Genomic DNA, 12,500 nt, shown 5'->3' with positions numbered 1-12,500 from the left:
GCGGAATTTTTCGGCATCGTTTGAATCCGGAGCAAATCGTACTTTTGGGAATGATGTTCAATCTGATTGCGATTTCATGGATAGCGATGTATGACATGTCCTGGATGCACTGGAGCGGCGGCGCTCACTGCGCGACTCATTCGGCCGCGTTTTCTTTTTCTTGGGTCGTTATCAGTTTTTGCATGTGGGTGTTGATGATGGTCGCAATGATGCTTCCTTCTTTTTTGAAATCGGTTCTTTTGTTTGCGAAGATGGATCAAAGTAGAAATTCTAAGAGATCCTTTTTCGGAATGGGAAAAGGAATTTATATCGTGTTAGGTTATCTTTCCGCTTGGGCGGGTTATAGCCTTCTGGGAACGGCGCTTCAGTTTCTTCTTTTGCGGTTGGATTTACTTTCTTCCGATCTTTCCTTTCACTCGATGGAATGGAGCGCAGGCCTTTTGATTGCGACCGGAATTTTTCAGTTCAGCGGTCTCAAAGATCGATGTCTTTCTCAATGCAAATCGCCTCTCGGTTTTTTTCTTACTTCCTGGAAGGAAGGTGCGTTAGGCGCCTTCCAGATGGGTTGGTCGCAAGGGGTTTACTGCGTGGGGTGTTGTCTTCTTTTGATGCTTCTTATGTTCGTCGGAGGGGTGATGAGTCTTTCCTGGATGATAGGTCTGACCGCCTTAGTATTGGCGGAAAAATGGATCGATGGTAAATTTTCGATTCGTAAAACGACGGGAGTCGCTTTGATCGGATGGGGTTTGTTTCTATTTATTGGGAAATCATTCTGAGAGAAAGACGTTCGTAGACATTCTTCCGGTAAAGGGCTTACTGAAGATCGATTATAATCCCTGATTTCTTTTCGGAATCGATCGAAATGTCCGGAACGATGGACGAGATTTATTTTTCCCTCATTGATTAAAAAACTCTTCCCTTTTTTGTCTTATCGATACAATCCTTCCTCCATTGGAGATTTCATGAAAAAAATTCTTTTGTATGCGATGGCCGTCTTTTATGTTTTGGCGGGACTCAATCATTTTCTCAATCCTCCATTCTATTTGAGAATGATGCCTCCTTATCTTCCCTATCATTCGGTTCTGAACTACGTGAGCGGCGTTGCGGAGATCGTTCTGGGGCTCGCTTTATTTTTGCAGCCTCTTCGAAGGCTCGCCAGTTTCGGAATCATCGCGCTTTTGATCGCGGTTCTTCCGGCAAACGTCTACATGCTGCAGGCGGCTCTCGCCGGTACAGACTTCGGCGTTCCCGTCTGGGCCCTTTATGTTCGTCTTCCGTTTCAGTTTCTCTTTATATTCTGGGCTTGGAGTGTGAAGGACGTAGAATGATGATTCAGATATATTGTCATTCCGAAAGAAATGAGAATGGATTTTCAGTCCGTTTCTTTCGGGATTAGGGAAGATTTTTTCTTTTGAAATACGCGGAATTATTTTTCGTATATCCTCCTTTTTAGAATCCGTTTTGATTTTCTATCTTTGCGTTAGGGATTCGAAAGGCGCGTAGCGGCCCGTTAGGGCCGAAGCGGAGCGGAGCCTGTAGAAGCCCGACCCGCGCGGTAAACAATTTGAATCCTCTTTAGAACGAATGAATTTTCTTTTTTGTCTTTTTGCGCGGGAAACGCCCAGACGATTTTAAAGGAAATACATTTGAATATTAGAATATTATGAATTTCTTTCGGACTAATTTTGATTGCAGGCGCGCCTCGCTTTTCGTTCGGTTCAATCCATTCCTCTTTGTTCTCGAAACGACTAGAACGTAAGAATCGGGCATTTCTCCTCGCGTCGATATGTTTTTTTTCCTTTCTTTACTATGGAGAATGGGCGTATTTTTGAGTGAAATAAAGGGCCTTTCTATAAATTTGGCAGGAAAGGGAGCTTTTGAAAGTTCCTTTTCGGATTTTATCTTCTTCTTTTCTCCGTTCGTTTTCGGGGATCGGGACGTAGACTAAATTCTTCCTTCAACCCTTTGCGAGCTTTCTTAAGATGATTAAAATTTCAGGCCTGAACAAGGCGTTCACAACAAAAGTTCTTTTCGACGATCTCAGTCTTACGATCAATCGAGGCGAAAGAGTCGGTCTTGTCGGCCGTAACGGTCACGGAAAGTCGACCCTCTTTCAGATGATCCTCGGCAACGTCGAACCGGATTCCGGAACCATCTCCGTTCCAAAAGGTTATAAGATCGGTCATCTCCAACAGCACCTTCATTTTACAAAACCCACCGTCTTGGAAGAATGCGCCCTCGGTCTTCCCGAAGGCGAAGAATATGAAACCTGGCAAGTGGAGAAAATTCTTTCCGGTCTCGGTTTTTCGGAAGCCGATATGGAACGGAACCCTTCCGAGTTTTCGGGCGGTTATCAGATTCGTATGAATCTCGCAAAACTTCTCGTCTCCGCTCCCGACATGCTCATGCTCGACGAGCCGAACAATTATCTCGACATCGTTACGATCCGTTGGCTGGAAGAATTCCTCCGGGAATGGGAAGGTGAAATCATATTAGTAACTCATGATAGAAGTTTTATGGACGCGGTCGTTACGCACACAGTCGCGATTCATAGAACCAAGGCGATCAAGGTTCAGGGAGATACGGAAAAACTCTACAACCAGATCAATCAGGCGGAAGAGATCTACGAAAAAACCCGGCTGAACGAGGCAAAAAAAAGAAAACAAGAAGAGATCTTTATCGCCAAGTTCAAAGCGAAAGCGAGTTTTGCGAGCCGCACTCAGTCCCGCGTGAAGAAGTTGGAGAAACAAGGAGAGATGAAGGCTCTCGAACAAATTCAGGATATGGAGTTGTATTTCAACAGCGCGCCTTTCGCCGCGAGTCAGATGCTTTCCGCGGAAGATCTTTCTTTTTCTTACGATGGAAAAGAGCCGTTCCTGATTGAAAATTTTTCCATCAGCGTCGGCAATCGGGACAGAATCTGCATCATCGGTAAGAATGGAAAAGGAAAGTCCACTCTTCTCAAGATGTTCGCCGGTGAGAACGTTCCTTCTCGGGGGACGGTAAAAAAACATCCGATTTTGAAAGAAGGTTATTTCGGTCAGACCAACAAACTCAACTTAAACGAGAACGCGACCGTTGTCGAAGAGATCATGAGTTCGGATAAATCCTGCACCGAGTGGCAGGCGAGAAACATCGCGGGCGGTCTTATGTTTTCGGAAGATCAAGCCCTCAAAAAAATCAAGGTCCTTTCGGGCGGAGAAAAAAGCCGCGTTCTTCTTGGAAAAATTCTTGTGACTCCTTGTCATCTCCTTTATCTCGATGAGCCCACGAACCACTTGGATATGCAATCCTGCGATTCTCTCATCGAGGCCATCGACGAATTCGAAGGTTCCGTCATCATGGTGACTCACAACGAGATGCACCTTCGCGCGGTCGCGACTAAGTTGATCGTTTTTGATAACGATACGATCCGAATCTTCGACGGTTCTTACGAGGATTTTTTAAACGACGTAGGTTGGTCCGACGAAGAGTATTGAACAGGGGAGTTCCCGCGTTCGTTTCGATTGTAAAGGAAAGGTCGTCCGTAAGAATTCTTAAAAAGAAGGAGTTCCTACTTTTGCCTTCAAATCAAAGAAGAATGCAGTCTTCCGAAGAGGGAAATTCTCTCTTTTCCAGATTCGGATTTTCTTCTTTTTGCGAGAGTTCCCGCATCTTTGAAAATCCGAACCTTTTGTAAAACGGTTTTAGAACAGGCGTTTAGAACGACACAACTCGATTTCTTTTATTTGGAACTTTAGGGAAAACTTTCCAGGAAGAATCCTCAGTTTGCGTGCATTCTTGTCGAGATCGCGATCCGATTCCAAGAGTTGATCGTATTGATCAGGATGATCAACGCCACAAATTCCTTTTCTCCGAAATGTTTTCTCACTCTTTCATAGGTTTCGTCGGGAACGCCTTCTTCCGAAATTTTGGTGATTTTTTCGGTCAGTTCCAGAGCTGCCTTTTCTTTTTCGGAATAGAAAGTCGCTTCTCTCCACGCGTCCAAAAGATAGATTCTTTTTTCAGCTTCCCCCATGGCCCTTAGATCTTTCGTATGCATATCGATGCAATACGCGCAACCGTTGATCTGAGAAGAACGAATCTTAATGAGTTCGTAGAGAACCGGTTCGATTCCGCCCTGTTTTGCAAATTCCTCCATCTTCAACATCGCTTGTAAAGATTCGGGATAAACTTTTGCGTAGTTCAATCTTGTTTCCATATAGTCTTCCTTTTCTAAGAAGGAAGACTCGGAATTTTTCTTTTTGTGACGAAAAGCAGGAATTTATCGGGAGGTTTCGAAAAATCCGCGAATCTTTCTCAAAGAGAAAACTCGATTGAAAAGTTTTTTTTACGCATCGGAAAAAGTAGGAACTCATACATTTCCGGATCACAAGGGTGTCTTAAAGGTCAAAATTTTACGCAAAGGTGTAATTTTTAGAATTATTTTTTCCTCATTTAGGAATCGACTGGATTGATTCTAAAAAAACGGATCGCGGGATTCGAGGTTTTCGTCCTCTATTTCCAGTTTTTGAAGTAAGCGATTACGGCTTGTGTCGCCTGTTCTCTCATCATCTTCGAGATCCTATTTTCCAGATAATAACCTCTTTTCATACAAGCAAAAGCGATCTCTACTCCTAGGGTGGCGACGTCCGGTTTTTTGGGAAGAATCAAGGGAGAATCCAAACTTGCAAGTTGAACGCGAACGCCCGCCCCGATATGATCGATCGTAACTTCCTGCGCTAAGTATGCTTTCCTGCTGAAGGGACCGCCTAACACGAGTATGCTGGCGACCGGAGTGGAATCGTAATAATCCGAAGCCGAATTCACCAAAACTCCGACCAACTTCTCCCAGTGAATTTTGGAATTCTTCGCTCCCTTTGCGGCCAGAATTTCACCGACCTTTGCGAGATGTTTTTCGGCGAGGTGAGTAAAAAGAGCGTATTTGTCCGGAAAGAATTGATAGATACTCGCTCTCGGGATTCCGGAAACCTTTGCGATTTCAGGAATCGAGGTTTCCTCGGGACCGATCTTCTCAAGAATCCTTTCCGCTGTTTCTAAAACGACCGCCACTCTCTGTTGAGAACGTTCTTGAAGGGGAGTTCTGGATCTCGCAAGAGTCGTCTTTCCATTCTTTGAATGTTTCGTCTTTGGATTTAGGGCTAACATCTGTTATTTATAGTTTCTTTCCGAGGTTTAAAAATTTCTTGCACTCAAATGCTATATCACTAAGATCTCTCGAAAAATGTAACATTTGTTGGATTTGAGATTTCGTCAACGAATGTTCTCGGATAACAAAGGAGAATCGGATGAAGCCGAACATCAAAGTCTGCGTGGTCGGAGCGGGACCGAGCGGAATCACCGCCGCAAAGAATTGCATTCAATACGGATTAGACGTTGTCGTTTTCGAGAAAAACGATAAGGTCGGAGGGAACTGGGTATTCAATTCCAAAACGGGACACTCCAGCGTTTACGAAAACACGCATATCATAAGTTCCAAAGTCTGGTCCGAGTACGAAGACTATCCTATGCCCGAAGATTATCCCGAGTATCCTAATCACAAACAATTGCAAGCCTACTTCGAATCTTATTCTAAACACTTCGGAGTATATAAGAAAATCCGATTTAATCATACGATTCAAAAGATCACAAGAATGGAAGACGGAAATTGGAAGGTGGAGTACCTGGACGCTTCCAAAAAAAAGAAGGTCGAAGTTTTCGACGTTCTTATGGTTGCGAACGGACATCACTGGAATCCGAAATATCCCGAATATCCGGGAAAGTTTACGGGAAAATTCATTCACTCCCACGATTTTAAGGGAGTTACGAACGAATGGAAAGGGAAGGACGTTCTTGTGATCGGAGGCGGCAATTCGGCTTGCGACGTTGCGGTCGAATCCGCGCGCGTCGCCAATACAGTAAAGTTATCGATGAGAAGCCCGCAATGGTTCTTTCCAAAATTCCTTTTCGGAATGCCTTCCGATGTTTTTGCGGCGACCACTCCGAGTTGGATCCCGGCCAAGATCAAACAATTTGCATTGACCAAACTTCTTCACATTCTTCAAGGACCGTATAAGAATTACGGTCTTCCCGAAAACACGACCTTGGCGTTGAGCCATCACCCGACTTTAAACTCGGATCTTTTGGATTTCATTCGTCATGGAAGAATTAAACCTCGACCTGCGATCAAAGCTCTTCACGGAAAGGAGGTCGAATTCGTAAACGGAGTCAGGGAACGTTTCGATATCATCTGCGCTTGCACCGGATTCTGGACCACGTTTCCATTTTTCGACAAGTCGTTTATCGATTTTCAATACGTAGAAAAGATTCCTCTTTTTAGAAAGATGATGCACAACGATTATAAGAATCTTTATTTTATCGGACTCTTTCAGCCGGTGGGTTGTATTTGGCCTATGGCCGATTACCAGGCTAAACTTGCCTGTATGGAAATATTAGGAAAATATGAGAGACCGAAGGATCTAAAGGCCGCAATAAAATACGAAATCGAACATCCCCATTTTTCTTTCGGCGGCGGACAACGTCACGCGGTGGAAGTCGACTACCACGCTTTTCGAAAAGAATTAAAAGCCGAATTACTGAAAGCGGGGATTGATATCGGAAAACCGCCGGGCGGCAAAAAATCTCTCTACAAAGTTTATTCGAAGGTCGTTTCCGGAGAACCGGCGGCGTCCAAATAAACGTATGTTTCAGGCGGTCCGTCTCCGACAAATTGGAGGCGGACGTTTCTAAGGTTTGTTTCTTTTCGGTTGAGTCAGCCGTTCGAATACCGAATTTACCGTAGCGATACGGTTGTCCACTTTTTTAGCCGCGGCTTCGAGAGTAAAACCTTCGTCTAAAAGTTCCTTAATCAATAATATTTTTTTAATATTCAAATAATCGTATCTTCTATTCTTACCTTCTTCTTCCGTAAGGGAGCGGATGATTCCCTTTTCTTCCCAATAACGGATTTTTCGAATCGGAATCTGCGTTATTTCCGAAACCTCGCCGATTCCAACCACGAGTTTCCCTAAAATTTCCAAATCGAGTTCCAGTTCTTTGGGATCTGGCTCTTGATTTTTCGCCGAGTTCGGTCTTTTTTTCATCGTTTCCACTACAGATACGGAATCGAGGGATTCTTTTTAGTCATTGGATCTTCTTTTTGTATTTTTTAAAGAAGAAAAAATACGGCGATTACGGGAAAAAATTGTAGATTATCTACAATTTTTGAACGAAAGGGAGTCTATAGAATTGTAGATAATCTACAATTAAGGAGAATTAAATACAATGGAAAAACCAAAACCGAGCGCGGATGTCGTGAAGGATTTTTTTTCGGCTTTCGGAAACGGCGATTTCGAAGGAATTCTAAATCTTTTTCACGACGACGTTTCTATCGTCGCGGTAAGGAACGATTCCGATCGTTCCGGACTTTACGGATCTTATAAAGGTAAGGAAGGACTCAAGAAATTTCTTTCCAATTTAGGAACTCACTTCGATACGAAATCCTTTTCCGTAGATTCCGTGATCGGAGAAGGCAATGTCGCTTTTGCAAACGGGAGCTTTGTGCACAAGTTGAAGACAACCGGCAATCTGTTCAACAGTGATTGGGCCTTGAAATGTGTCATCCGCGACAACCGGATTTTCGGTTATCATTTTTACGAGGATTCGGCCGCTTTCGAAAAGGCAAACGTATCAAAATGAAAAATATTCTTAAAAAATGGTCTTTCCTTCCAAGCTGAGACGACGAATCGTCCTTTCGCCGTTAGACTCTTTCGTATCAGGAGCTACTCGCGCAAACGATGTTGAAAATAGCAAATGCGAAAGTCGGTTCAAATGACCCCAACTCTTCGACGGGGATCCGATTCCGGACCCCTATTTTTTTGGCGATCTACGTTTTTGCGGGAGCCGCTTTTTGCAAACCCGCAGAGATCGACAATGTTTGCGATCCGAGTAGTGCGCAGTATCAACAGGATACGTTGCTACAAACGATCTTCGGAGAGGAGACTGGACGAATTTTGGGATACAAATCCGCCGCGTGTCGCCCGGTTGCTGCGCAGGCGACAGCGGATATCGGACCTAAGATCTCTTTTAACCTAACGAGCGTTAAAGGGGGAGGTTTGACGATCCGTGAAAACAAAAAGAACCTGATTCGAGAAATCGATTCGGGAGGAAATTTGATTTTTGAAAATATGAGTCCGGAAGAGGAATATTCGTTCGAGATCATCGCGCAACCCGATCATCAGACTTGTTCGATCGGAGAACCCGAGGGGCTTTTCAAAGACGACTTGATTTTAGAGGTGAGTTGTTCTCCTTTGATCGTTACGAGCAGTTATTCCGGAGGAGATCAGACTTATGCTTCCAATGCTTGCGGATCGATGTTGGACGTTTCACCTTGGAGTCCGATCGTTCTCAATCTTAGAATTCCTTCAAGGGCTTTGCTCGTTTATAACGGCTTTTTTAAAACGAACTCCGATCCGTTCGCATTGATCAGACAAGGGATCGACTGGAATGGAACGATGATTCTGGCTCAGGATCGATTGAAACAAATCTCTTCCGCGGAATTTTCAAGTACGAACTCGCGTATCATAGGTCTTCCTGCGGGCGTTCATACGTTCAGTCCAAAGATCTGCAGCGATTCCTCTTCTCCGGTGTTGGCGGGTTCCTTTAAATCCACCTTTAGCGTCGTCATCTTGGAGACGCTCTCCACGTATTCGAGTTCTTCGTTCGCTTCTTCGTCGACGAGTTCCACAAATTCGACTTCGCCGACCTTAATATCCGGATTGAATCTGGATCTAAATTTAAACGAGGCTTCTCCGGTTTTTTACGCGATGCACTTGAATTCTCCTCTCAGCGTTGCGGGCGCTTTCTACTATCCGAATATCCTTTCCGATTCCTCGACGGTCGAGTCGACGGGAACGTTTAACTTTACGGAGAACAACGCCCGTACGCCTTCCAGCCTGTTCGGTTTAACGCAGTATTCTGCCGGGAATCATAATTTTCAGGGGAGATGGAATACACAGAGCGCGTCTAACGTTATCTCGAACGTGTCCGCGATTCCAACGGCGCCGTCGGTTTTAAATGCAATTCAGTTTAAACCGAGTTTGAAGAGTCAAATTTTTTGGAGAGCTACGGGATGGGACGCGAGTTCCGGGAATGGTTTTCTGGATGTAAGCGGAATATCTTCCCTTGAGCTGACGATTTCTCAGAGCGCTCGGATATTATTCTTTCTTCAAGCCGGGAACTTCAAAAGTTCGTCTAACACGTGTAAGATTGGGGTCGAGCGAAACGGGGATTTATTTTTATCCGCGAGAATGAGCGCTTCCGGAACGAATGCGCAACACGATCCTATTTCGATTTTGTCCGTGGAAACTCTTCCGGCTGGTTACCATTCTTTCGTTATGAGATATTGGTCCGAAAACGGAGCACTCTGCGAGTTCCCGGGAACTTCCAACCGGGAGATAAATTTCGGTTATATCGTTTTAGAATGAAAAAACGATCCGAATTTGTATTCTTAAATTGTAAAAATTGAGATGACCAGAAGGAATTTCAAAGCATACTGATTCAAAATCACTCCTAAAGAAAGCCGGTGGAACGTAACGGCTTTCCCTTTTGGACGAAAGATGCTTGAGTCGGAAAATATCTTCGCACTAATACAATGGGATTCTTGGTCGCAGATGATCGCTTTGTTAAGTTTCGGCGTCTCGGTTTTTCTCGCTTTTCTTCTGCGGCTCAATCCTCAGGAAAGTCCTCCTTCACGATTACTCGGCGAAATTCTCGCGATTTTCTCTTTGGTATTTTTGACGCGTTATTCCTTCCTTGCTCATTCCGCTTTGTCTATCTACCTTCCGTTTCTAACTTTCCCTTTTGTTTTTTGGTTCGGACCTCTTTTTTATTTTTACGCTCGGAGCAGTCTTTTTGGAGAGGCGATCAAAAAGAGGGAATGGGTTCGAGGTTGGATCGCGCCTTTGATCTTTTTCCTATCGTTTACCGCCGCGTTTATCGGGTTTCCAGAGTTCCAAACCGACGAAGGCATTTTCGCTCAAGAAGGAATGGTCGCCGTTTATACCAACTTCTTTTTGTTATCCGTAATTCTTTATACGTGTTACTTTCTAATTATCTCGGGAAAGTTGATCGTGGAATACGATATGGAATTCGAGAAAAATTATTCGAGTGACGATCGATCCAAACTGATCTGGCTGAAAATTTTCCTGAGTTTCAACTTACTCATGTTAGTCGCCTATATTCTTATTTTCGTTTTAAGAATTTTAAAGGTAAGCAAAATTCCGATCACTCCTTTGGAAGGTTTGATCAATCTGACGTTTATCTATCTGATCTTTTACTACGTCGTCCGCAAGCCGAAAGTATTCGCGATCGGAAGAATTCCCAAAAACGAAACCTCAACCGATAATTACGACGCCAAGACCGAGGACAAATACGCGAAACAAACCCTTTCAATCGAAGAGCGAAAGGAACATATCAGAAGAATTCTGGATTATATGGAAGAGAAAAAACCGTATTTGAACGACCGGATTACTTTGCCCGAATTATCTTACGAGCTCAAAATCCCGGCCCATCATCTATCGATGACGATCAATATAGAACTCGGAAAGAATTTTTTCAATTTTATTGGATTCTATAGAGTGAAAGAGGCCAAAAAACTCCTAATGGATCCGAAAACTAAAGACGAAAACCTGCTGCATATCGGTTTTCGATCCGGATTCCAATCGAAGGCGGCCTTCAACAAGGCGTTTAAATCCGAAACAGGAAAGACGCCGAGCGAATTTCGATCGGGCCTTTTTAAGGCCCCGTCAATTTAGTTATTAGAATATTCTAATGAACGAATGCGTTTTAAAATTAAGACTCCGCTTTTTTTCGATCCAACCTTTTTTGCGCCGACTTCAGTTCGCCGTCCGCAAGTAGCAGGGTCCATTCCGGGAAATGTCTTACTAAAAAATACTGAAGCCAAGAATCCCACGTAGCGTAACCTATAAAACTCCGCTTGGGCAGCCAGGAAACGAACGCCTTGGCGACTTTATCGACGGAATGAACTGCGTTGAGAGCGGAACCCATTTCGATTTCTTTTACGAGATCCGGTTTGTCCTCGTTTTCCTTGACGAGTCCTGGAGTTTCCGTGGTCGGAGGAAGGAAAATTTTCACGCGAACATTATGAAGCATCATCTCCTGACGAAGGGATTGTGCGAAGCCGGTGATCGCAAATTTACTGGCAGAGTATGCTCCGTAACCGTAGATGGAAAAAGTCGCGAGCATAGAGGAAACAAGAACGATATCGCCCGAGCCCTGGTTTATAAAATGATCTTGGAATTCGCGTACAACGTTTACGTGACCGAAAAAATTGATCTCCATCAGATTTCGAAAATCGAATTCTTTCAGATCGTTTACTTTGCCTACCTTCGCATAACCGCTGTTACAGATCAAAAGATCCAGACCGCCGAGGATTCGGAGGGTTTTTTGAACGGCTTTTTTTACTTGTGAAATATCGCTGACGTCGGCGACGACGAAGTCAAAGACGGCATTCTTTGCGCCGACTTTTTTCAGTTCCTTAACGGTTTCTTCGAGCGACTTCTTTCCTCTTGCCGAAATAACCACGCTTGCTCCCGATTTTGCGAACTCGAGCGCAAGGCCTTTCCCGATGCCAGTGGATCCGCCGGAGATAAAAACTTTTTTTCCGGAGACGGAAGTTTGCTTTTGTTTCATAACGTTCACTTAGGTTTAGAATTTGACTTCGAAAGCGAAGAAGACAAATTCTCCACTTTCGAGAAGGTAGCTAAGCGAGATTCGGAGAAACGATCAAGGATTTTATCATATTTTCTTAAAAAAAAGAATGTATGATAAAAATTGAATATTAAAATCTTATTTTTTGATTTTATATCCGGTTTTAAAGATCCACCAAACCAAAAACATGCAGACGGATAAAAAGACGGAAACCATTCCCAAACTCACCCCGACGCTTACGTCCGCGATTTCGTAAAAGCTCCAGCGAAAACCGCTCACGAGATAAAGCACCGGGTTGAACAGGGTGACTTTCTGCCAAAAAGGAGGGAGCATGCTCGCGGAATAAAAACTTCCGCCGAGAAATACGAGAGGAGTGATGATCAGCATGGGAATGATCTGAAGTTTTTCAAAGCTATCGGCCCAAATCCCTATGATAAATCCGAAGAGGCTGAAGGAAATGGAAGTCAGGAGCAGAAAAAGAATCATCACAAAAGGATGTGCGATTCTGACGGGAACGAAGAGGGAAGCGGTGGCAAGCATGATCGTTCCCAAAATGACGGATTTTGTCGCCGCGGCGCCGACGAAACCGATCACGATTTCGAGCATAGAAATCGGAGCCGCAAGAATTTCGTATATCGTTCCGGTAAATTTCGGGAAATAAATTCCAAAGGAAGAATTCGATATACTTTCGGTTAACAGCGATAACATGATCAAACCCGGAACGATAAAAGATCCGTAATCGACGCCGTCCACTCTCTGAATTCTCGATCCTATGGCCGAGCCGAAAACAA

General features: G+C 44.1%; 12 protein-coding genes. 7 read left to right on the top strand and 5 right to left on the bottom strand.

Features of this window, described 5'->3' with window-relative positions; genetic code table 11:
• Positions 1 to 20: 20 nt before the first annotated feature.
• From CH376_RS20700 to CH376_RS20690, 3 genes are all read left to right on the top strand, one after another.
• Complete coding sequence (locus tag CH376_RS20700) at positions 21 to 776, top strand: DUF2182 domain-containing protein (protein WP_125231956.1); 756 nt, start codon at positions 21 to 23, stop codon at positions 774 to 776.
• Between the two features lie 186 nt (positions 777 to 962).
• Entirely contained in the window at positions 963 to 1,328 is a 366-nt protein-coding gene (locus CH376_RS20695) for a DoxX family protein (RefSeq protein ID WP_100786739.1), read from the top strand.
• Between the two features lie 654 nt (positions 1,329 to 1,982).
• A complete protein-coding gene (locus CH376_RS20690; protein ID WP_100786722.1) occupies positions 1,983 to 3,479 on the top strand; it encodes an ABC-F family ATP-binding cassette domain-containing protein in 1,497 nt (498 codons plus the stop codon).
• Positions 3,480 to 3,763: 284 nt separating this feature from the next.
• Here CH376_RS20690 and CH376_RS20680 read toward each other — a convergent pair whose 3' ends face one another.
• Complete coding sequence (locus CH376_RS20680; protein WP_100786720.1) at positions 3,764 to 4,201, bottom strand: carboxymuconolactone decarboxylase family protein; 438 nt, start codon at positions 4,199 to 4,201, stop codon at positions 3,764 to 3,766.
• 296 nt (positions 4,202 to 4,497) lie between these two features.
• Entirely contained in the window at positions 4,498 to 5,148 is a 651-nt protein-coding gene (locus CH376_RS20675) for a TetR/AcrR family transcriptional regulator (RefSeq protein ID WP_100786719.1), read from the bottom strand.
• A gap of 140 nt (positions 5,149 to 5,288) precedes the next feature.
• Between CH376_RS20675 and CH376_RS20670 the strand changes: the two genes are divergently transcribed.
• Positions 5,289 to 6,677, top strand: coding sequence for a flavin-containing monooxygenase (locus CH376_RS20670; RefSeq protein WP_100786718.1), 1,389 nt, complete (start codon positions 5,289 to 5,291; stop codon positions 6,675 to 6,677).
• Positions 6,678 to 6,725: 48 nt separating this feature from the next.
• Here the strand turns inward: CH376_RS20670 and CH376_RS20665 are convergent, their stop codons facing one another.
• Positions 6,726 to 7,082 carry a MerR family transcriptional regulator gene (locus tag CH376_RS20665; RefSeq protein WP_100786717.1) on the bottom strand — a complete coding sequence of 119 codons (357 nt, stop codon included), beginning with the start codon at positions 7,080 to 7,082 and terminating at the stop codon, positions 6,726 to 6,728.
• 181 nt (positions 7,083 to 7,263) lie between these two features.
• Between CH376_RS20665 and CH376_RS20660 the strand changes: the two genes are divergently transcribed.
• The 3 genes from CH376_RS20660 to CH376_RS20650 all read left to right on the top strand — a co-directional run bounded on the left by CH376_RS20660 (position 7,264) and on the right by CH376_RS20650 (position 10,793).
• Entirely contained in the window at positions 7,264 to 7,677 is a 414-nt protein-coding gene (locus CH376_RS20660; protein WP_100786716.1) for a nuclear transport factor 2 family protein, read from the top strand.
• Between the two features lie 98 nt (positions 7,678 to 7,775).
• Positions 7,776 to 9,464 carry a hypothetical protein gene (locus tag CH376_RS20655; protein WP_100786715.1) on the top strand — a complete coding sequence of 563 codons (1,689 nt, stop codon included), beginning with the start codon at positions 7,776 to 7,778 and terminating at the stop codon, positions 9,462 to 9,464.
• 132 nt (positions 9,465 to 9,596) lie between these two features.
• Entirely contained in the window at positions 9,597 to 10,793 is a 1,197-nt protein-coding gene (locus CH376_RS20650) for a helix-turn-helix domain-containing protein (protein ID WP_100786714.1), read from the top strand.
• 37 nt (positions 10,794 to 10,830) lie between these two features.
• On the opposite strand, the gene CH376_RS20645 is transcribed toward CH376_RS20650, so the two are convergent.
• On the bottom strand, positions 10,831 to 11,691 hold the full coding sequence (locus CH376_RS20645) for an SDR family NAD(P)-dependent oxidoreductase (RefSeq protein WP_100786713.1): 861 nt from the start codon (positions 11,689 to 11,691) through the stop codon (positions 10,831 to 10,833).
• A 156-nt stretch (positions 11,692 to 11,847) separates the two neighbouring features.
• Positions 11,848 to 12,500 (bottom strand): ABC transporter permease (locus tag CH376_RS20640; protein WP_100788342.1); only part of this gene is annotated, 653 nt, incomplete at its 5' end.

The sequence above is a fragment of the Leptospira adleri genome (assembly GCF_002811985.1).
GTDB classification, from domain to species: domain Bacteria; phylum Spirochaetota; class Leptospiria; order Leptospirales; family Leptospiraceae; genus Leptospira; species Leptospira adleri.
Note: the sequence above shows the minus strand (reverse complement) of the source record. Positions and strands in the feature narration are given on the sequence as shown.